Origin of the sequence: Cupriavidus basilensis (assembly GCF_008801925.2) — a bacterium.
Lineage (GTDB): Bacteria > Pseudomonadota > Gammaproteobacteria > Burkholderiales > Burkholderiaceae > Cupriavidus > Cupriavidus basilensis.
The window spans coordinates 1,927,540-1,946,307 of the sequence record NZ_CP062804.1; the positions used below are offsets into that span (position 1 = coordinate 1,927,540).

At 67.1% G+C, this 18,768-nt stretch carries 20 protein-coding genes; 8 read left to right on the plus strand and 12 right to left on the minus strand.

From position 1 onward, the window contains the following. Positions 1-14: 14 nt before the first annotated feature. The gene (locus F7R26_RS29420; protein WP_193692177.1) at positions 15-911 is read left to right on the plus strand and encodes a DMT family transporter; all 897 of its coding nucleotides are present in this window, start codon (positions 15-17) and stop codon (positions 909-911) included. A 344-nt stretch (positions 912-1,255) separates the two neighbouring features. Here the strand turns inward: F7R26_RS29420 and F7R26_RS29425 are convergent, their stop codons facing one another. After that, positions 1,256-1,672 carry a hypothetical protein gene (locus F7R26_RS29425; protein WP_150989301.1) on the minus strand — a complete coding sequence of 139 codons (417 nt, stop codon included), beginning with the start codon at positions 1,670-1,672 and terminating at the stop codon, positions 1,256-1,258. A 519-nt stretch (positions 1,673-2,191) separates the two neighbouring features. On the opposite strand from F7R26_RS29425, the gene F7R26_RS29430 reads away from it, so the two are divergent. The 4 genes from F7R26_RS29430 to F7R26_RS29445 all read left to right on the plus strand — a co-directional run bounded on the left by F7R26_RS29430 (position 2,192) and on the right by F7R26_RS29445 (position 5,836). Further along, the gene (locus F7R26_RS29430) at positions 2,192-3,958 is read left to right on the plus strand and encodes an FAD-dependent oxidoreductase (RefSeq protein ID WP_150989304.1); all 1,767 of its coding nucleotides are present in this window, start codon (positions 2,192-2,194) and stop codon (positions 3,956-3,958) included. Between the two features lie 170 nt (positions 3,959-4,128). Continuing rightward, positions 4,129-4,416 (plus strand): hypothetical protein, encoded by a 288-nt coding sequence (locus F7R26_RS29435; RefSeq protein WP_150989307.1) that lies wholly within the window; start codon positions 4,129-4,131, stop codon positions 4,414-4,416. 257 nt (positions 4,417-4,673) lie between these two features. Next, positions 4,674-5,360, plus strand: coding sequence for an alpha/beta hydrolase (locus tag F7R26_RS29440; RefSeq protein WP_150989309.1), 687 nt, complete (start codon positions 4,674-4,676; stop codon positions 5,358-5,360). A 71-nt stretch (positions 5,361-5,431) separates the two neighbouring features. After that, entirely contained in the window at positions 5,432-5,836 is a 405-nt protein-coding gene (locus F7R26_RS29445) for a hypothetical protein (protein ID WP_150989312.1), read from the plus strand. Positions 5,837-5,894: 58 nt separating this feature from the next. Here the strand turns inward: F7R26_RS29445 and mdtD are convergent, their stop codons facing one another. Next, a complete protein-coding gene (gene mdtD, locus F7R26_RS29450) occupies positions 5,895-7,277 on the minus strand; it encodes a multidrug transporter subunit MdtD (RefSeq protein WP_150989315.1) in 1,383 nt (460 codons plus the stop codon). Between the two features lie 189 nt (positions 7,278-7,466). Between mdtD and F7R26_RS29455 the strand changes: the two genes are divergently transcribed. After that, on the plus strand, positions 7,467-8,327 hold the full coding sequence (locus tag F7R26_RS29455; RefSeq protein WP_043354809.1) for a LysR family transcriptional regulator: 861 nt from the start codon (positions 7,467-7,469) through the stop codon (positions 8,325-8,327). 30 nt (positions 8,328-8,357) lie between these two features. Here the strand turns inward: F7R26_RS29455 and F7R26_RS29460 are convergent, their stop codons facing one another. Further along, the gene (locus F7R26_RS29460; RefSeq protein WP_150989318.1) at positions 8,358-8,996 is read right to left on the minus strand and encodes a copper resistance protein CopQ; all 639 of its coding nucleotides are present in this window, start codon (positions 8,994-8,996) and stop codon (positions 8,358-8,360) included. Between the two features lie 373 nt (positions 8,997-9,369). Between F7R26_RS29460 and F7R26_RS29465 the strand changes: the two genes are divergently transcribed. Next, positions 9,370-10,089 (plus strand): Crp/Fnr family transcriptional regulator, encoded by a 720-nt coding sequence (locus tag F7R26_RS29465; protein WP_150989321.1) that lies wholly within the window; start codon positions 9,370-9,372, stop codon positions 10,087-10,089. Positions 10,090-10,101: 12 nt separating this feature from the next. Here F7R26_RS29465 and F7R26_RS29470 read toward each other — a convergent pair whose 3' ends face one another. Then, positions 10,102-11,241: an AGE family epimerase/isomerase gene (locus F7R26_RS29470; RefSeq protein ID WP_150989323.1), complete on the minus strand. Its 1,140-nt coding sequence runs from the start codon at positions 11,239-11,241 to the stop codon at positions 10,102-10,104. A gap of 376 nt (positions 11,242-11,617) precedes the next feature. Between F7R26_RS29470 and F7R26_RS29475 the strand changes: the two genes are divergently transcribed. Continuing rightward, on the plus strand, positions 11,618-11,890 hold the full coding sequence (locus tag F7R26_RS29475; RefSeq protein ID WP_150989327.1) for a hypothetical protein: 273 nt from the start codon (positions 11,618-11,620) through the stop codon (positions 11,888-11,890). 41 nt (positions 11,891-11,931) lie between these two features. On the opposite strand, the gene F7R26_RS29480 is transcribed toward F7R26_RS29475, so the two are convergent. The 8 genes from F7R26_RS29480 to phnG all read right to left on the minus strand — a co-directional run bounded on the left by F7R26_RS29480 (position 11,932) and on the right by phnG (position 18,603). Next, positions 11,932-12,513 carry an MOSC domain-containing protein gene (locus F7R26_RS29480; RefSeq protein ID WP_150989330.1) on the minus strand — a complete coding sequence of 194 codons (582 nt, stop codon included), beginning with the start codon at positions 12,511-12,513 and terminating at the stop codon, positions 11,932-11,934. Positions 12,514-12,515: 2 nt separating this feature from the next. Further along, positions 12,516-13,757, minus strand: coding sequence for an alpha-D-ribose 1-methylphosphonate 5-triphosphate diphosphatase (locus F7R26_RS29485; protein ID WP_150989334.1), 1,242 nt, complete (start codon positions 13,755-13,757; stop codon positions 12,516-12,518). Between the two features lie 62 nt (positions 13,758-13,819). After that, entirely contained in the window at positions 13,820-14,593 is a 774-nt protein-coding gene (gene phnL / locus F7R26_RS29490; RefSeq protein WP_150989337.1) for a phosphonate C-P lyase system protein PhnL, read from the minus strand. A gap of 2 nt (positions 14,594-14,595) precedes the next feature. Next, on the minus strand, positions 14,596-15,384 hold the full coding sequence (gene phnK / locus F7R26_RS29495) for a phosphonate C-P lyase system protein PhnK (protein ID WP_150989340.1): 789 nt from the start codon (positions 15,382-15,384) through the stop codon (positions 14,596-14,598). Beyond that, positions 15,381-16,292 carry an alpha-D-ribose 1-methylphosphonate 5-phosphate C-P-lyase PhnJ gene (locus tag F7R26_RS29500; RefSeq protein ID WP_150989343.1) on the minus strand — a complete coding sequence of 304 codons (912 nt, stop codon included), beginning with the start codon at positions 16,290-16,292 and terminating at the stop codon, positions 15,381-15,383. The genes phnK and F7R26_RS29500 overlap by 4 nt, the downstream gene beginning before the upstream one ends. Beyond that, complete coding sequence (locus tag F7R26_RS29505) at positions 16,289-17,443, minus strand: carbon-phosphorus lyase complex subunit (protein WP_150989345.1); 1,155 nt, start codon at positions 17,441-17,443, stop codon at positions 16,289-16,291. The genes F7R26_RS29500 and F7R26_RS29505 overlap by 4 nt, the downstream gene beginning before the upstream one ends. Position 17,444: 1 nt before the next feature. Then, positions 17,445-18,023, minus strand: a complete 579-nt coding sequence (gene phnH / locus F7R26_RS29510) for a phosphonate C-P lyase system protein PhnH (protein WP_150989538.1) — start codon at positions 18,021-18,023, stop codon at positions 17,445-17,447. A 79-nt stretch (positions 18,024-18,102) separates the two neighbouring features. Beyond that, on the minus strand, positions 18,103-18,603 hold the full coding sequence (phnG, locus tag F7R26_RS29515; RefSeq protein WP_150989348.1) for a phosphonate C-P lyase system protein PhnG: 501 nt from the start codon (positions 18,601-18,603) through the stop codon (positions 18,103-18,105). Positions 18,604-18,768: the final 165 nt, after the last annotated feature.

Sequence of the window (18,768 nt, forward strand, 5' to 3'; positions counted from 1 at the left end):
TGAGGTGCCTGGAAATGAAACGCTCCGAGCTTTCGATGTTGCTGTCCCTGGCCGCCCTGTGGGGCGCCTCCTACCTGTTTATCCGTCTGGGTGCGGGTGAGTTCGGCGCCGTGCCGCTGGCGGGCGGGCGCGCCGGCGGCGCGGCCCTGCTGCTGCTCCCGCTGCTGGCCTGGCGCGGCGGGCTGGCCTGCCTGCGCCGCCGCTGGTGGGCGATCGCCGTGGTCGGCATCACGAATTCCGCGCTGCCCTTCGTGCTGTTCAGCTTTGCCGCGCTGACCATTCCCGCTGGGCTTTCCGCCATGTTCACCGCGGCCACGCCGCTGTTTACCGCGCTGATCGGCTGGCTGTGGCTGCGTGAAAGCCTGGCAGCGCCGCGCATAGCCGGGCTGGCCCTGGGCTTCGCCGGGGTGCTGTGGCTGGTATGGGATAAGGCCGGGCTGCAGCACGGCGCCGCGGGCAAGGCCGTCGGGCTGGCTGCACTGGCCTGCCTGGCAGCTGCCCTGCTCTATGGCTTTTCCGCCAACTTCACCCGCAAGTACCTGGCGGACGTGCCGCCGCTGACGGTGGCAGCGGGCAGCCAGCTCGCATCGGCTCTGCTGCTGTGTGCGCCTGCAGCCTGGCTGTGGCCGGCCACGCAGCCAAGCGCGCACGCATGGCTGGCGCTGGGCGCGTTGACTGCCGCCTGCACCGCGCTGGCCTATGTGCTCTTCTTTCGCCTGATCGCCAAGGCGGGACCCGCACGGGCAATGACCGCGCTATTCCTGATCCCGGCCTTCGGTGTGTTGTGGGGTGCGCTGTTCCTGGGAGAGCGCATCACCCCTTCGATGCTGCCGGGCTGCGCCGTGATCCTGGCCGGCACCGCCCTGACAACGGGCATTGTGCGCGGCTGGAGCAAGCGCCTGGCAAGCTAGCCAGGCGCAGCGATCCGGGCTGGATTCACGGGGCCTGGAAAAAGCTTCGGCGCGCCACATTGGGCGCGCCGATTCGCGGGCAGCGTGGGGACGCTGCGCTATGCCTTCTTTACCACGGATGCTGCGGATCCCGGGGAACCCTCAGGCGGGCAGTGCCTGTGCCACTACGGTGGCCATGGAGCCGCTGGCAACGCAAACCAGCGCCCAGCCTGCCAACATCCGGAAACTTTGCCAACGGTTCATGATTCGCTCCTGGTATCCGTGCGCCGTTACGCTGACGCCACGGGGTGATGCATGCAGTCCGGCACCTTGGTCATCGAGACCAGAGAGGTACCGGTTTTGACTCAGGCCCTTGCGCCGTCGGTGTACACGTCCCGCGCGCCACTGCGGGCACCGTCGAAGTACGGGTTGCGCTTGTCGTTGCGGGCGCCGTCGGTGTACGGGTCGAACTTGCGGCTGGGTTCAGACGACACGCCGCTGCGATCCAGGCCTGCGACGGTACGGAAACCATCCGTGTACGGGTCGGTCTTGCCAACGCGGGCACCGTCGGTGAACGGATCGGCCTTGCCGGCACGCGCGCCTTCGGTGAAGGCATCGAACTTGCCGCTGCGGGCGCCGTCGCTGTAGACGTCGCGGGTGCGGTATTCATAGCCGTACTTGTCGGCGGTAACGGTTGCGGCAGCCTGGGCGTGGCCGGCAGCGAACGCTGCGGCGAGGGTGGCGGCGGTGAGCAGGGACTTGGCAAAAAGCTTGGTGTTCATGATGTTCTCCAATCGAAGCATGGGTCCGGGGGTCTGCTTTGGCCGCGGGGACCGGGTTTTAGCTGGTTCGTCGTTTTTTTCACTCTCTTACCTATCACTAGGTAGAGAAGCGGGGCAAAAAAAATGACTTTCGTCTTGTTACTTGTTTGCTGCGCTGGAAACCGGCCGGCTGGGCCATGTCTGCTTAGCGTTACCTTGCTGCGGCGTCCATGGAACACATCTTATCTACCTGTAAGTAGATAGTCAAGGGTTTTTACTAGGTTGTACTTACGATATCCACCAACGGCATAAGCCGCAGCAACCACAAAGACAGCCATAGATCACTATTTGGCACTACCGCCCTTTGATGCCCCGCGTGTACTACGCTTTTGGGGTGCGCGGACAACGAAGGATTGCCGCAACGCAGCATCACGAGCACACTCTCCGGACCATGCCCGGGCTTCCCCGCGCACGCACCAGCAGCACTCGACTCATCCGCACCGGCAGCAGCGCGGTGCCACCGGGAGAGGCCCTACAGCCATGAGCGCAGACAACGCTATCGGAAGCCTGCAACCCCCTGACCCGCAAGCCATTGTTGCGGCAGGCCTGGCCATCGAGCAGGAGGCAGCCACCGCGGCGTTCTCGCCGATGGAGTCCCGGCGCCACCAGATGTGGCCCCTGCTCACCGCCGCCGAGATCGTGCGGCTCCAGCATTTCGGCACACCGCGGCAGTGGCGCGCCAATGAATACCTGTTTCGCACCGGCGACCCCGCCCACGGCATGGTGGTGATACTGCGGGGCCGCGTGCGCGTCTTGCAGCGCGACGCGCTAGACCGTGCGTCTGTGGTCGGCGAGCACGGACCGGGCAGCTTCCTTGCCGAAGTGGGGCAGCTATCGGGCAAGCCCGCGCTGGTCGACGGCCTGGCGCTGGAAGACGTCGAGGCCATCTCGATTCCACCCGACCGGCTGCGCGCGCTGATGGTCGCGGAAGCAGAACTGGGCGAGCGCATCATGCGTGCGCTGATCCTGCGCCGCGTTGGCCTGATCGAGCGCGGCAATGGTCCGACGCTGCTGGGCCGCGGCAGCGACGCGCGCCTGCTGCACCTGCAGGCGTTCCTGCGGCGCAACGGCTACCCCCATACCGTGGTCGACGCGGATACCGATCCCGATGCGTGCGCACTCCTCGATTTCACCGGCGCCGCGCCCGGCGACTTTCCGCTGGTGATCTGCCCCGGCGGCGCGGTGCTGCGCTGCCCGGACGCGGGCCAGCTTGCCACCTGCCTGGGCCTGCTGCCCGAATTCGACCCGGACTATATCTACGACGTGATCGTGGTGGGTGCAGGTCCGGCGGGTCTGGCCACCGCGGTGTATGCCGCTTCCGAAGGCCTGTGCGTTGCGGTGTTCGACAGCCTTGCGCCAGGCGGCCAGGCCGGCGCCAGCTCGCGCATCGAAAACTATCTGGGCTTCCCCACGGGTATTTCCGGACAAGCATTGGCCGGCCGGGCTTTCGTGCAAGCCCAGAAGTTCGGCGCACACCTTGCCATCCCCTTGCAGGTGAGCGCGCTGCATTGCGGTGAACATCCGCAGCGCATCGAGCTGAGCGATGGCCGCAAGATTGCTGCCCGGACCGTGGTCATTGCCAGTGGCGCAGCTTATCGCCACCCCGCCATCGCGGCACTCGATCGCTACGAAGGACGGGGCGTCTACTACTGGGCCTCCCCGGTGGAAGCCCGCCTGTGCAGCGGCGAAGAGGTCGTGCTGGTGGGCGGCGGCAATTCCGCGGGGCAGGCCGCCGTGTTCCTGGCCGCGCACGCCAAGCGCGTGCACATTCTCATCCGGGCATCGGGGCTGGAGGCCAGCATGTCGCGCTACCTGATCGAGCGCATCGCGGCCCAGCCCAATATCGAATTGCATACCGGCACGGAAATCGTAGCCCTGGGCGGGGAAGAACGCTTGGCCACCATCGGCTATCGCTCGCGCGACAGCGATCGCGTGACCGAGGTGCCGGTCCGGCATCTGTTCCTGTTTATCGGCGCAGATCCCAATACGGGATGGCTCGCCAGTTGCAATGTGCGTGTGGATGCAAGGGGATTCGTGCTGACCGGCACAGACACGCCGCATGAAGGCACCCTGCCGGCATCCACGCTGGAGACCAGTGTGCCAGGCATCTTTGCAATCGGGGACGTGCGCTCGGGTTCCACCAAGCGGGTTGCAGCGGCCGTGGGCGAAGGCGCGGCGGTGGTCGCGCAGATCCATGGCTACCTGGAAAAAATGAAGCAGCCGGAGCCGGGAACGCTCGCCATGTAAGCCTTGCCAGCTGCCTTGCAAACACCGGACGATCAATTTACTCCTGCCACCGCGCGCCGGCAATCGACCGTGTGGACGGCGCGCGACAGAACCTGAAATGCGCGTTTTTTTACTATATTGGTTGCATGGCAGGAGCTTCAATTCGAAGCCGTCGATAGCGGGAGGTTGCCATGCGTTCGCTTGCAGACATGTTTAGTCCGCCCACCCCGGAGAAAATCGCAGCAAGGGAATTGCAGCAAATGCGGCTTACCTTATTCCAAGCCGAGCGTCGCCTGCTGGAGGCACAGATGCAGGTTGACTACTACCGCGACCTGGTCGCCTTCCTGGAGGAGGTGACCGCCTCCGGCGTCGAGAGCGTCGTGGACAAGCGGCGCGCTCCCGTCGCCGCGGAGCATGCGCAAACGCCCCGCTCCGCGCCCGGCCTCATCACAGTGCCTACCGTGCCTTCAGCAGCCTGACAGTTTGCCCTCATGCCGTGCCGCGCGGCTTGAAGCCGCCGCGGCCATCCGCTCGCATGACACGCGGCACGTGCTGAAGCGTTCCCGATAGCCCAGCCGCCGGCACCGCGCGGGCGCTGTGCGATACTTGCCGCCTCACGCGGCCACCCCCATGCCATCCGCACAAACACATTGCCCCGCACCGGGCAGTGGCGCCCAGCGCGCTCGCCGTGCCGGCAAGGGGGCCCGATCAGGATCCGGGAACAAGGAACATCGAAATGAGCGCACTACTGCCAGCCATTGAAATCGAAACCGCGCCGTCACCCACGTGGTCGGTCATCTGGATGCACGGGCTCGGCGCCGACGGCAGCGATTTCGTGCCCGTGGTGCCGGAGCTGGGCCTGGCGTCCGCGCCCGGCGTGCGTTTCGTGTTTCCCAACGCGCCGGCCATCCCGGTTACCTGCAACGGCGGCTACGTCATGCCGGCGTGGTACGACATCCAGTCGCTCGATGACGCCCGCCGCCATGCGGACGAGGCCGGCATCCGGGTCTCCCGCGATGCCATCCGCGCCCTGATCGCGCGGGAGAACCAGCGCGGCGTACCCAGCCACCGCGTAGTGCTGGCGGGGTTCTCGCAAGGCGGGGCCGTGGCCTATACCACAGCCCTGACGCATCCCGAGGCGCTGGGCGGCATCATCGCCCTTTCCACCTACATCCCCGCGCCGGCAATGCTTGCCGCCGAGTTCAGCGAAGCCAACCGCGCCACGCCGATCTTTGCCGGACACGGCAGCGAGGACGACGTGGTGGCCGTGCAGCTCGGCCTGCTGGCGCGCGAGACCGTGGAAAAACTGGGCTGCAAGGTGGAATGGCACACCTACCGCATGTCGCACTCGGTCTGCATGGAAGAGATCAAGGCGATCGGCGCCTGGCTGAATGCGCGCTTCGCGGCGGCCGGGAAATCCTGACCCGCACGGACGTCGCCCCGACATCGGATAGCGTGGTAGGCTCGCGCCCCACCGCAAGATTGCAAGTCATCATGAAAACCTCTCCCCCCGACGCTTCGGCTTCTGCTTCCGCGCCAGCGCCCGCGCTCAAGCTCGATTTCAATACCCGCAAGGCCTTGCTGTTTGCGCTCGCCGCCGAGCGCTTGTCGGCATTCTACGAACACCGCCAATGGATGACCGATGCGCAGGGCGCCACCCTGGCGAGCCTGTGGCTATCGCGCTCCAAGCTGCAACTGGCGCTGGCCGAGCGGCGCTTGCTGTCACAACTGAGCGATCAGTTCGCACGCCAGCTCGCCGGCACGCTCTCGCGTGAGGCCGGACTGTACACCGCCCACGAAATGATGGAAGCGCTGGACCCCAATTACCAGTCGGCCTTTGCGCACGACCTGCTCGACGAGTGCGAGCGGCTGCTGCATGAGAACGGCGTGACCGAGTGATGACGGGGCAAGCCGGCGCGCGGCGCGGCGCGTTGCGCCAGGGCACATCAGCGGCTGGCTACCTGGCCGGGCCGCGGCTCTTGTCGAACTGCTCGGCATCGAGCCGGCGGAACACCAGCGCCGATAGCAGCGTGATCATGCCCACGGTGAAGAACGCCAGCCGGTAGGCTGTGCCGGCCACGCCCAGCTGGGCTGTGAACATGCTGACCAGCCCGCCGCCGATGGTAACCCCGAGGCCGATTGCCAGCATCTGCACCATCGAGAACAGGCTGTTTCCGCTGCCTGCGTCTTCCACGCTCAAACCCTTGAGCGTCACGCTATTCATGGCAGCGAATTGCATGGAGTTGGTGGCCCCGAACAAAGCGAGCTGCGCAATGGCAAGGCCCACGGGCCAGCCCGGCGCAATCGCTGCGAACGAGGCGATCGAGCCACCCACCAATACCGTGTTGACCAGCAGGAAGTTGTCATAGCCAAAGCGCTTGACCAGTGGCACGATCCAGCGCTTGGCGACCACGCCGGCCAGTGCGGCCGGCAGCAGCATCAGCCCCGAATGCAGCGGGGAATATCCCATCGGCAACTGCAGCAGCAACGGCATCAGGAACGGCACCGCGCCCGAGCCGATGCGGCACACCAGGTTGCCGGCCAGGCCCACGCTGAAATTGGGCTCGCGGAACAGCGCCAGCCGGAACAGCGGGTTTTGCCGGCGCCGCGCATGCGGGATGTAAAGCAGCGCGGACAGCAGGCTCAGCGCGAACAGGCCGCCGCTCCATGCCGCGTGGCTTGCCTCGTGCGGGGTGTCCAGCGCCAGCGAGAATGCCACCATGCAAAGCGACAACAAGCCGCAGCCAACAAAGTCGAACGGCGGCGCACGGCCAACGGTGTGGTCGGGCAGGTAGCGCAAGACCGCCAGCATCCCGATGGCGCCTACGGGCACATTGATCAGGAAGATCCAGTGCCAGGCCACCGACTGCACGATCCAGCCGCCCAGCACCGGGCCAAAGATCGGCCCGACCTGCCCCGCCACCGAGACAAAGGCCAGCGCCGCGATGTATTGCTCGCCGGAGACGCTGCGCAGCACCGCCAGCCGGCCGATCGGCAGCAGCATGGAGCCGCCCACGCCCTGGATCACGCGGGCGATCACGAGTTGGTCCAGGTTCTGCGCACCCGCGCAGAACAGCGAGCCCAGCACAAAGATCAGGATCGCGGCGAAGTACACGCGACGGGTGCCGAAGCGGTCGGCCAGCCAGCCCGAGGCCGGCGTGAGCATGGCCATGGTCAGCGTGTAGGCCACCACCACGGGCTTCATGTCGAGGGGGGTTTCGTTGAGGCTGCGCGCCATCGCGGGCAACGCGGTGTTGACGATGGTGGTGTCGAGCGTTTGCATGAAAAAGCCCGCTGCGACAATCCACAACATGGCCTTTTGCGAGGTTTGGCTGGTCATCTGGTACGTCTCGGGGCAAGTGCCGGCAATCAGGGGCAATGACCGGCGCGGCATCTGGAATGGACCGTGCAAGAAGCGATCGGGGCAAAACCAGTGCCAGGAATGCAGCCGATGTTAATACCGGCCATGCCAATCGGGAACCCCGCTAGGTATATTGACTGTCATCGGAAAATCCGATGACAATGCGGCATGCTCAACCCTGTCTGGATCAAGACCTTCGCCACCGTAGCCGCCGCGCACAGCTTTACCGACGCGGGGCGCCAGCTCGGCCTCTCCCAATCCAGCGTCAGCGACCACGTCCGGCGCCTGGAACAGCACGTCGGGCGCCGGCTCTTTGTGCGCGATACCCACACCCTGACCATGACCGCCGACGGCGAGGCGCTGCTGGCGCACGCGCGGCTGATCCTGGATGCCATTGCGCGCGCGGAGTCCCAGTTCAATGCGCCGCGCCTGCAGGGCCGCGTGCGCCTGGGTACTTCCGATGACCTCGCGCTGGGCCCCTTGCCCAATGTGCTGGCGGCATTTCGCAACTCGCATCCGGATGTGGAACTGGAGATCACCATCGGCATGACCGGCAAGCTCTACGAGCTGATGGATGCCGGCGCGCTGGACCTGATGATCGGCAAGCGCCGCGAAGGCGACCGGCGCGGGTCTCCGTTGTTCAGGGGCAAGCTGGAGTGGCTAGCCCGGCCCGGCACGGTGGCGGACCTGCGCCAGCCGCTGCCGCTGATCCTGGTGCCCGAGCCCAGTGTCACGCGTGCCATCGTGCTCGATACACTGGCCAAGGCCGGGATGCGCTGGCAGATCGTCTGCACCAGCAGCAGTCACTCGGGCTGCATCGCCGCCGCGCGTGGCGGGCTGGGCATTACCGTGCGCGCGCAATACCTGTCCGGGCGCGGGCTGTCGCCACTGGTCAACGGCGACAGCCTGCCGGCGCTGCCGGAGGTGGAATTCATCTCGCTGCGCGCGGGCCGCCTGAGCCGGCCCGCCGAAACGTTGCTGCAACTGCTGCAAAAGAGCGATCTGCGCGGGTCCTGGCTGGACGAGTAGCCGGCCCCGGCGCATTGGGCCGCGCGCGGCTCAAGCATCCGCGCCATCCTGGTACACGTTGAAGCTGCGGGCCGGCGACGCCGAAACGCCGCGGGTGTCCATGCCAGCCACTTTCTGCGCGCCATCGACGAACGGGTCGATATTGCGCGCCGGATCGGCGGATACGCCAGTGCGATCCAGGCCGGCGAAGCGCGCGCCATCGGTGAACGTATCGAGCTTGCGTGCGCCGTCGACGAACGGGTCGATGCTGCGCGCCGGATCGGCGGATACGCCAGCGCGGTCCAGGCCGGCGATGCGCGCGCCATCGGTGAACGTATCGAGCTTGCGTGCGCCGTCGACGAACGTGTCGATGCTGCGTGCCGGATCTGCGGAGGGACCAGTGCGATCCAGGCCGGCGATGCGTGCGCCATCGGTAAAGGGATCCACCATGCGGGCGTGGGTACCGTCGGTGAATGCATCGAACCGCCCGCCTCGTGCGCCATCGGTGAAGGCGTTCACGGGCGCAGTGCGCGCCCCGTCGCTGTAGATATCGCGCACGCTGGTGGCGCCATGGGAAGCCGGGCTAGCAGCTTGGGCGCTGCCCAGGGCAAGCACGGCGCCGGCGATGGCGGCGGCGAACAGAGACTTGGTGAGCGACTTGGTGAACGACTTGGTGAGGTTCGGGTACATGGCAATCTCCAACTGGGTGAATGTGCCCATTCGTCGCCGCCACCCACACGAACTTACAGGTTTTTTTCAGATTGTTTGCGCCGATCCGTCCGCCGCCTCCCCGTGCGGCGCCCGGGCCACCTAAGCCCACCTAAGCCCACCTAAGCCCACCTAAGCCCTCCTAGGTCAAAAGTATGAACCCAGGGTTGAATCCAGCCAAAAGCATATCCCCCCAATACCGTGGCGATCTCCAACCTCCGGCCACTGTCGGCAAGCGCACGCATGAAGCTTAATACGTTAACGGGTCAAGCCCCGTCTGCGTGGCATACCGAACAGAGAAAAACCAAACGGCTGGCGCAGCAGCCGCGACCTTTCGACTTGGGGAGACAACGGGATGACCGACACCGAACTGGATCTATCCGGCAATCACTTGCTGGGCGCCTTGCCACCGCACGAGCGCCGCTTGCTCCTGCCACGCCTGGACAGCGTCAACCTGCGCGCGGGGCAACTGCTGAGCGACTCCGGCCAGCGCATCCGGCATCTCTATTTCCCGAGCACGGCGGTGATCTCGATGATGTCGCTGCAGGAAAGCGGCGCCACCGTGGAACTCGCCTCCGTGGGCCGTGAGGGGCTGGTGGGCCTGCCCGCGCTGACCGGCGCCGAGACCATGCCCAACCGGATCGAAGTGCGCAGGAGCGGCGCCGGCTTTCGCGTTGCCGCGAGCGAGCTGCGCGCGATCTACCCCGAGCTGCCCACATTGCAGCGCATGGCCCTGCTGTATATGCAGGCGCTGCTTACGCAGGTGTCGCAGACGGCTGTCTGCATCCGCCACCACTCGTTGACCACGCAGTTGTGCCGCTGGCTGCTGCTGGCGCTGGACCGCTCGCCCTGCAATGAGCTCGACGTGACCCAGCAAACCATTGCCGACATGCTGGGCGTGCGCCGCGAGGGCGTGACCGAGGCGGTGGGCAAACTGGCGGAGCTGCAAATGATCCGCCACAGCCGCGGCCATATCACCGTGATCGACCGGGCCGGGCTGGAGGGCTTTTCCGGCGAGTCCTACCGTATCGTGCGCAGCGAGTTCGACCGCCTGCTCAGCCCAGCCGCCGGCTGACCGGCCAGGGCGTCAATCCCGCGGCAGCGCCTGGTAAGCCGTGGCAAGGTGATATGGCGTGGTCGAAGGCATCTCCGCGCGCTCCACCTTGCCGGCAGGCGACAGGCACTCATGCCAGCCGCCCGCGTGCAGGAATCGCGCCGGGTAGGCTTTCAGCCAGGCCTGCAGGTGCGCCAGCGCCACGGTGTCCCCGCGCACCGCCAGCGCCCGCGCGAATTCGGTCTGGGCCCAGATGCGCTGGATCGGGTCTCGGGGCGAGCCATCCAGATGCAGCGCCGCGGCTACGCCCATGGTGCTGGTGTCAACGCCGTGCTGCATGGCAAAGCCGAAGGCGCGTGCCAGCGCTTGCGCTAGCCCGGAGCCCTCGAACAACGCGGGCGCGCTGGCAAGCAGCGAGAACCACTCGAACTGATGGCCGGGCTCGACCCGGTTGCCAGCGCGATCCGTGCACATCGGCAACTCGGCAATGCAACCCGTCGCCGGATCGACAAAGGTGGCCTGCACGGCTGCGGCAATGCCCGCCAGGCGGTCCGCATAGCGGCGCTCCCCGGTGACCTCGAACGCCGCCAGGTAGGCCTCGGTCAGGTGCATGATCGGGTTCTGCTGGGGGGGGCCGCCTAGCGGGCGAAAGTCTTGTGCTAGCGCGGCATGGTACAGGCCATCCGCGGTGGCGAAACGCGCCTCGATCAGCCGTGTGGTGCCATCCAGCAAGGCACGCGCCTGCGCGCTGCCTGAACGCTTGTAATACGCCGCGCAGGCAAAGACGACGAAGGCGTGGGTGTACAGGTCCTTGGTGGTATCCAGAGGCTGTCCCTGCGCATCGATGCTGTAGATGAAGCCACCTTGCGCGCCATCGGCAAAGCGGCCCCCGAGTGATGCGAACAGGCGTGCGGCATGGGCCGCCCCATCGGGGCCATCGCACCGCGAAAACACATAGAGCTGGCGCGCGCAGGCCATGGCGCGGTAGCGCGCCACCGGCAAAGGCTGGCAGTCGGTGCCGGACAGCGCCTCATAGGGCAGCTGCATCGTGGCGTTCCATCCCGGCCCGGTCCAGAGCGGCAGGACCACGGCATCGTAGTGCGCGCGCAATGCGGCGAAGGAAGCGGCCTTGGATTCAGCACCAGCGGTGGCAAGGGGTGGCGTAACGTTCATGCGGAAAAGGAAATCGGTAGGAGGCGCGTATCTGCCACCCGTGGAATATACCTCAGCCCGCCAGCCGGCCTTCCCCAGCGGCGATGGCCGCCGCTGAGTGCCGCCTTCGTCCCACTAGCTCTTTTACGCCGACGGCAAGCTTGATCCCGCCAATAAATCGCCTAACCTTACGGCGTGGCCCCTTGAATCGATCGCCGCGGTAAGCGGCTTTTGCGCCGTATTCCGCGCCTGCCGCGGCGTCCTGGTCACATTCCTGGTCTGTGCAGGTGACATGGACGGAGGGCTCCCCCCGCCTCCCGTCCAGTCCGTTCTCCAAGCACTTTCGGCCCATCCGGAGCCCGCCGGAGGTCGCGCCCATGCTCCATGGGAGAGCAAGATGGAAAAGCCGGTTGTAAGCCCCTTGCGTTTTGTCGAACTACTCAACGCCAGGCTGCCCGCACATCCCCTGTATCAGGAAGGGATGCGCGTGTATGCCATTCCCAATCATTCGGAACACCCGCACAGCCTGGTCTGCGTAGGCCCGCGCGGTGTCAAGGGCGTCTGCGCGACGGTGGAGCTGATCGTGCGCGGCGAGTGCGAGATCTTTCCCGACATACCGGGCGACTGGCACGGTTCCCACCGCGGAGCGGTCCGCGCGTCGCACCGCTAGGGCGGCCCCCCCTCATCCGTACCCTCATCCTCGCATCCTGCTCAAACCCGTTCCAGCTTGCGGTGAGGCTCGGGCGGCAGCGTCACGCGAATCGTGTCGTGCGCGCGCACCAGTCCGCCGGCCAGGACAATGCCCATGATGCCGGCCTTGCGCACCAGCTTGCCTTCATCGTCCCGACCCAGCACCCGAGCAAGCAGGCCCGGCTGGAAGCGCTCGATCTGCGCACAGGGATTGCGCAGCCCGGTGATCTCGACCAGCGCGGTCTCGCCCAGGTGCAGCCGCGCGCCGGTTGGCAGCGCCAGCAGGTCGATGCCCCGCGTGGTGATGTTCTCGCCGAGCGCGCCGGGCGCCACTGCATGGCCGGCGGCTTGCAGCATGGCCAGCAGTTCCACCGATAGCAGGTGAACCTGCCGCAGGTTGGGCTGGCTGGGGTCCACCGCCACGCGGGAACGGTGCTTGACGGTTACCCCCAGATGCGCGTCACCCTCCACGCCCAGCCCGGCCAGCAGGCGGATGACTGGCGTCACCGTCTTGCTGAAGGTGTGCGTGGCGCTCAGGCTTACCGCGGCCACGCTGCCCGCCTGCGGCGATTCGGCCCACCCGTTGCCAATATCGGCCGCCATGGTCATGCCGCCGCGCGGCTAGGCTCGCCTGGTGCGTCGAGCGCTGGCATCTGGACCACGCCCGCGCTGTCAGCCGCCCGGGCGCCCGCCGGATAGTGCGCGGCAAACACCAGCCGGCCCGATGACCACGTATGCGTCACCAGCGGCTGGCCCGCCACCATGGCGACCGCCACCAGGTCCGCACGCAGCCCGGCCCCGATGCGCCCGCGATCGGACAAGCCGCAAGCGGCGGCCGGGTTGGCGCTGACCAGCGCGGCAGCCTGCGGCAGGCTCAGGCCAGCGAGGCGTTCCGCGGCAAAGGCGGCGGCAATCAGCGTGGACGGCTGGTAGTCCGAGCACAGGCAGTCCGCCACCCCGGCGTTGATGGCGTCGATGGCACGCATGGAGCCGCTCTGGCTTTGGCCGCGCAGCACGTTGGGCGCGCCAAGGATGGTTGGCAGCCCCTTTGCCTTGGCGGCTTGCGCCGTCTCCAGGTTGATCGGGAACTCGCTCATGCGCACGCCCAGCGCATGCATGGTGGCGATACGCTGTGCCGAGTCGTCATCATGGCTCGCGGCCGGCACCCCTGTGCGCGCGGCCAGTGCCAGCAGGCGCTCGACCCGTTCCAGTGCGCCGTCCTTCTCCACCAGTTTCCTGGCGGCAGCAGCATGGGCCTCTTCGCGGCTCATGGCGTGGTTGCCCATCATGTAGGCCAGGTAGGCCTCCAGTGTCTTGAACTGGCCCTGCCCGGGCGAATGGTCCATCACCGAGACCAGGTCCACCAGTCCGGATTCCACCAGTTGCTCCAGCACCGGCAACGCGCTGGCGTCGGTGACTTCATAACGGCAATGGATGCGGTTATCCACCAGGCTGTGGCTGCGAAAGGCGGCGACGGCGCGCACGAGCTCGCCGGCCGTGTCGAAATTGCGCACGCCGAACGAATTACCGGCGAACGAGACCGCATGGTAAGGCGTGGTGATGCCCGCGGCGGCGTTGCGGCGATCGATCTGCGCCACGGCAAAATCCAGCGGGAACATCACCCGCGAGCGCGGCTCGGCTTCTTTCTCGATGGCGTCGCAATGCAGATCGACCAGGCCGGGCAGCAGCGTCTGGCCACGCAGGTCGATCACCTGGGCGGCACGCGGCACGGCGGCGGCATCGGGCTCGATGGCCGCGATGTGGCCGTTGTCGATCAGCAAGGCGCTGTCGGCTAGCACGCCGTCGGGCAGGACGATCCGTGCATGAGTCAGGTAAGCAGGAAGCATGGTCGGTTCCGGGAACGATTGGGAACGATTGGGAACGAGTAAATACGGGAAAGATGAATGGCTCAGCCCGCGACAGCCGCAAGCTTGCCGGCCGGCGCAGCCTCCATGACAGCCGGCGGGTGCAATGGCAGCAGCCTGGTGGCCACCGCCTCACGCACGGCTTCGTCGTGGAAGATGCCGACCAGGCACCGGCCCTCGGCCAGCGCTTCGCGGATCAGCGCCACCACCACCGCGCGGTTATCCGCGTCGAGCGAGGCGGTCGGCTCGTCGAGCAACAGCACCGGATGGCCGCCGATCAGTCCGCGCGCAATATTCACGCGCTGCTGCTCGCCGCCCGAGAACGTCGCGGGCGGCAGGCTCCACAGCCGGCCCGGCACCTGCAGCCGCGCCAGCAGCACCGCGGCACGCTCGCGCGCTTCGTCGGCACTGGCGCCGCGCTGCTGCAGCGGCTCGGCCACCACATCGAGCGTGCTCACGCGCGGGATCACATGAAGGAACTGGCTGACATAGCCAATCACCTCGCGCCGCAATTGCAGGATGCGTTGCTCCGGCGCGCGGGTCAGCTCCACCCACGCGTCGTTGTCACGGATGCGGATGCTGCCTTCCGTGGCCAGGTAGTTGCCGTACAGGCAGCGCAGCAGCGTGCTCTTGCCCGCGCCGGAACTGCCAGCCAGCACCAGGCATTCGCCGGCGGCAGCGTCGAAATCGATGGCCTGCAGCACGGGCAGGCGCGTGCCGCCCTGGTTATGCAGGATGAAGGTCTTGCCGAGGCCGCGCACCTGGATGCGCTGGGCGTCGGCGGCTGTGCTTGGATGGTGGTAGGCGTCTTGCGTCATGATCAGCCCTGCAGAATGGAAGACACCAGCAACTGGGTGTACGGATGGTGCGGATCGTCGAGGATCTGGTCGGTCAGGCCGCTTTCCACCACGCGCCCGCCCTGCATCACCAGCGTGCGGTGCGCCAGCAGGCGCGCCACGGCGAGGTCGTGGGTGACGATGATGGCAGCCAGCCCAAGGTCCGCCACCAGCCGGCGCAGCAGGTCGAGCAGGCGGGCCTGCACCGAGACGTCGAGCGAGGCGGTGGGCTCGTCCATGAACACCAGGCGCGGATGCGTCACCAGGTTGCGGGCGATCTGCAAGCGCTGCTGCATGCCGCCGGAGAAGCTGGTCGGCGCATCGTCCAGGCGGCCCAGGTCGAGCTCCATCTTTTCCATCCACGTGCCGGCCACTTCGCGCAGCTCGCCATAGTGGCGCCCGCCCACCGCCATCAGGCGCTCGGCGATATTGGCACCGGCGCTCACCCGCATGCGCAGGCCATCGCGCGCGTTCTGGCGCACGAAGCCCCAGTCGGTACGCGCCAGCAGGCGTAGCCGGGCGTCGGACAGCGTGGCAAGGTCAACCAGCCCTTGCTCGCGCGTGTCGTAGCAAACGCTGCCGGATTCCGGCGCGGCCTGCCAGGACACTGCCTGCAGCAAGGTGCTCTTGCCCGAGCCGGACTCGCCCACCACGCACAGCACTTCGCCGGGGAACAGATCGAAGCTGACATCGTGGCAGCCATGCACGCCGTCCCAGGTGCGGGTCAGGCCGCGCACGGACAACAGCGGCTGGTGCGGATCGGTGCGGCTCATGCTGCCTCCTTGCTTGCGTTGGCGGCCGTGCCGTTGGGCCCGGTCTCACCCTGCTCCTGGCGGGTGGCGCAGTACTCGGTATCGGAGCAGACGAACATGCGCCCGCCCGCGTCGTCGGTGATGATTTCATCGAGATAGCTGTCGGTGGAGCCGCATAGCTCGCAGCAGCCATCCCACGTCTCCACCGCGAACGGATGGTCGTCAAAGTCCAGGCTCTTCACGCTGGTAAAGGGCGGCACCGCGTAGACCCGCTTCTCACGCCCCGCGCCGAACAGCATCAGCGCCGGGCTGTAGTCCAGCTTGGGGTTGTCGAATTTGGGGATGGGCGACGGCCGCATCATATAGCGCTGGTTGACCATCACCGGGTAGTCGTAGGTGGTGGCAATGCGCCCATGGCGGGCAATGTCCTCGTACAGCTTGACATGCATCGCGCCGTACTCGGCCAGCGCGTGCATGGTGCGGGTCTCGGTCTCGCTCGGTTCCAGCCAGCGCAGCGGCTCCGGGATCGGCACCTGGAACACCATGATCTGGCCCTTGGCCAGCGGCGTTTCCGGAATCCGGTGGCGGGTCTGCACGATCGTGGCCTGTGCGGTGCGCTCTGTGGTCTGCACGCCTGTCACGCGGCCAAAGAAACGGCGGATATTGATGGCGTTGGTGGTGTCGTCCGAGCCCTGGTCGATCACCTTGAGCACGTCGTCTGCGCCGATGATGGAGGCGGTGACCTGGATGCCGCCGGTGCCCCAGCCGTAGGGCAGCGGCATCTCGCGGCTGCCGAAGGGCACCTGGTAGCCGGGGATCGCCACCGCCTTGAGCAGCGCGCGGCGCAGCATGCGCTTGGTGGATTCGTCCAGGTAGCCGAAGTTGTAGTGTTCGTCGCGCACGACGGTGTTGGCATTGGTGTCGGTCATGATGCGATGGCCTCCTGCGCCAGCACTTGGGAGATACCGGCAGCGTCTTGCCCCGGCGGCGTGGGCGCCGGGGATGGCACGGCTTGCCCACGCTCGGCGCGCAGGCGGCGCAGCAGTTCGAGATTGGTCTGGAAATCAACGTAGTGCGGCAACTTCAAGTGCTGCACGAAGCCGGAGGCCTCCACGTTGTCACTGTGGTAGAGCATGAACTCCACGTCGTTGGCGGGCGCGTCGGCGGCTTCGCCCAGTTCGGCGGCGCGCATGGCGCGGTCGGCCAGCGCCATCGACATGGCCTTGCGCTCGCCATAGCCGAACACCAGGCCGTAGCCGCGCGTAAAGCTCGGCCCTTCCTGCGCGTTGCCGGCGAACTGGCTCACCATCTGGCATTCGGTGACCTCGATCTCGCCGATGGTCACGGCAAAGCCCAGCTCTTCCACGAACAGCTCCACTTCCACCTCGCCGTAGCGGATCTCGGCAGCAAACGGGTGCGAGTTGCCATAGCCGCGCTGGGTGGAGTAGCCCATCGACAGCAGGAAGCCTTCATCGGCGCGGGCCAGGTTCTGCAAGCGCGCCGGACGCGCAGCGGGCAGCTCCAGCGGCTCTCGCGTGAGGTCGGGCGGCGCGGGATCGTGCTCGGGCACGGTCTCCGGCTCGATCAGCGATTCCTGGCGCAGCAGGTCCGTCACACGCGGCATGCGCGCATCCAGCGTGGTTGCCGCAGCCGGCAGCGGCGCATTGTCGCGCTCGGCTTCCAGCGTGAAGTCGAGCAGGCGCTGGGTGTAATCGTAGGTCGGCCCCAGCACCTGCCCGCCCGGGACGTCCTTGAAGGTGGACGAGATCCGGCGCTGCAGGCGCATGGCGCCGGTATCGAGCGCCACCGAATAGCCAAAGCGCGGCAGCGTGGTGCGATAGGCGCGCAGCAGGAACACGGCTTCGATCAGGTCGCCCGCGGCCTGCTTGATCGCCAGCGCGGCCAGGTGCGGGTCATACAGCGAGCCCTCGGCCATCACGCGCGACACAGCCAGCGGCATCTGCTCGCGCACCTGCGCCAGCGTCAGCTCCGGCACGCGGCGGTCGCCGCGGCGGTAATCGTCCAGCATGCGGTACGAATTGAGGATGGCGCGCTCGCCCCCTTTGACGGCAACATACATGTCAAGCCTCCGCTTGGGTGGTGCGCGGCAGCGCGCACAGGGCGCCGCCACTGGTCAGCAGCACGTCCACGCCAAGCGGGAAACGCGCATGGTTAGCCTGCCACTGGGTCCAGAAATCGGCAGGCAAGCCTTGCACGGCCAGCGTGGCGTGGGTCTCGATGCCCGGGCCGCGCAGCGTGACCTCGGGGCCGCCGCTCAGCGACGCGACCTCGATCAGCAACGTGGCCGAGCGGTCCGGGTACGCCGGATCGCCCTGGGCGCAAGCCATCAGATCGGGCATGGCATGGCCGGCCGGCACCGCCACGATGGCCGCCTGCGCCACTTGCGTCACCAGCGGGCAGCCGCAGTGAAAGCGCAGGAAGGCGCGCACGCCTTCGGGCGTCTGCGGTGGCAACCACAGCGGCGTATCGCTATCGACCAGCGTGAGCAGCAGCGCGCTCAAGGCCGGGGACAAGCCCTGCGGCACGCCGCACGGCTCGGCCAGCTCGCCGATGCTGCCCGGGTGGGACATGGCATGCAGCGCGGCGCGGAAGGTCCGCTGCGCCGATTGCACCGCATCGTCAAAGCCGGGCAGCAGCATCGGCGCAGGCGCGCCGTGCCGCGCCGGGGGCACGTTGTCGTATCCAGCCGTCTGGGCGGCAATCGTTTGGCCTGGCATCTCAGTCCTCTCCACGCACCATGGTAAAAAACTCCACCTTTGTCTGCGCCGCCACGGCGGCCTTGTTTTCGCCTTGCGCCGTGCGCGCCCGGTCCAGCGGCGCGACCACTTCGGCCTGCACGCGCGCATGCCAATCTGGCAACTGCAGCAGCGCATCCAGCACGGCGATCTGCTCCGCCTGGGCGTGGATGCGGCCTTGCACGTAACCCACCCCGACTACGCCCGGCTCCAGCGTGACCGCGCAGCGCGTCACGCTGACCTCGCCGAGGTTGAACTGCGCCCCCGTGCCGCCGGCGCGCCCCCGCACCATGGCCATGCCACTCTCCGGCTTGCGCAGCAGGCGGTAGGCCGGCAGCGCGCCGAGGCGGCCCACGGCCTGCGCCAGGGCATCCGGAGCGGCCAGTGCCAGCACGCGCAGCCAGGCGGCGCGGGCCGCTTGAGCCGCTTGCTGCTGGGCCGCTGCCCCCGGCTGCGCGCCCGCTTCGGTATCGGTTCGATCCATTTCACATCCCCTATACGTCTATACGTTTAGATGTAGAATACCATCCATGGCCGAACTACAACACAGCCAGATGAAGCTTTCATGACGCCCGGCGATGCGCTTTGGCCTCGTGCACGGCATGGCCAGGTTGAGGCACAATCGCACCCTATTGAAGCACGCAAATGA

Excerpts from the sequence above, each read along its gene's own strand:
- F7R26_RS29505 (WP_150989345.1), bottom strand. The coding sequence starts at position 17,443 with ATGTATGTTGCCGTCAAAGGGGGCGAGCGCGCCATCCTCAATTCGTAC.
- F7R26_RS29480 (WP_150989330.1), bottom strand. The coding sequence starts at position 12,513 with ATGGCGGCCGATATTGGCAACGGGTGGGCCGAATCGCCGCAGGCGGGC.
- F7R26_RS29475 (WP_150989327.1), top strand. The coding sequence starts at position 11,618 with ATGGAAAAGCCGGTTGTAAGCCCCTTGCGTTTTGTCGAACTACTCAAC.
- F7R26_RS29455 (WP_043354809.1), top strand. The coding sequence starts at position 7,467 with ATGCTCAACCCTGTCTGGATCAAGACCTTCGCCACCGTAGCCGCCGCG.
- F7R26_RS29485 (WP_150989334.1), bottom strand. The coding sequence starts at position 13,757 with ATGCTTCCTGCTTACCTGACTCATGCACGGATCGTCCTGCCCGACGGC.
- F7R26_RS29500 (WP_150989343.1), bottom strand. The coding sequence starts at position 16,292 with ATGACCGACACCAATGCCAACACCGTCGTGCGCGACGAACACTACAAC.
- F7R26_RS29445 (WP_150989312.1), top strand. The coding sequence starts at position 5,432 with ATGAAAACCTCTCCCCCCGACGCTTCGGCTTCTGCTTCCGCGCCAGCG.
- F7R26_RS29440 (WP_150989309.1), top strand. The coding sequence starts at position 4,674 with ATGAGCGCACTACTGCCAGCCATTGAAATCGAAACCGCGCCGTCACCC.
- phnG (WP_150989348.1), bottom strand. The coding sequence starts at position 18,603 with ATGGATCGAACCGATACCGAAGCGGGCGCGCAGCCGGGGGCAGCGGCC.
- mdtD (WP_150989315.1), bottom strand. The coding sequence starts at position 7,277 with ATGACCAGCCAAACCTCGCAAAAGGCCATGTTGTGGATTGTCGCAGCG.
- F7R26_RS29435 (WP_150989307.1), top strand. The coding sequence starts at position 4,129 with ATGCGTTCGCTTGCAGACATGTTTAGTCCGCCCACCCCGGAGAAAATC.
- F7R26_RS29465 (WP_150989321.1), top strand. The coding sequence starts at position 9,370 with ATGACCGACACCGAACTGGATCTATCCGGCAATCACTTGCTGGGCGCC.
- F7R26_RS29460 (WP_150989318.1), bottom strand. The coding sequence starts at position 8,996 with ATGTACCCGAACCTCACCAAGTCGTTCACCAAGTCGCTCACCAAGTCT.
- F7R26_RS29420 (WP_193692177.1), top strand. The coding sequence starts at position 15 with ATGAAACGCTCCGAGCTTTCGATGTTGCTGTCCCTGGCCGCCCTGTGG.
- phnK (WP_150989340.1), bottom strand. The coding sequence starts at position 15,384 with ATGAGCCGCACCGATCCGCACCAGCCGCTGTTGTCCGTGCGCGGCCTG.
- F7R26_RS29470 (WP_150989323.1), bottom strand. The coding sequence starts at position 11,241 with ATGAACGTTACGCCACCCCTTGCCACCGCTGGTGCTGAATCCAAGGCC.
- phnL (WP_150989337.1), bottom strand. The coding sequence starts at position 14,593 with ATGACGCAAGACGCCTACCACCATCCAAGCACAGCCGCCGACGCCCAG.
- F7R26_RS29430 (WP_150989304.1), top strand. The coding sequence starts at position 2,192 with ATGAGCGCAGACAACGCTATCGGAAGCCTGCAACCCCCTGACCCGCAA.
- phnH (WP_150989538.1), bottom strand. The coding sequence starts at position 18,023 with ATGCTGCTGCCCGGCTTTGACGATGCGGTGCAATCGGCGCAGCGGACC.
- F7R26_RS29425 (WP_150989301.1), bottom strand. The coding sequence starts at position 1,672 with ATGAACACCAAGCTTTTTGCCAAGTCCCTGCTCACCGCCGCCACCCTC.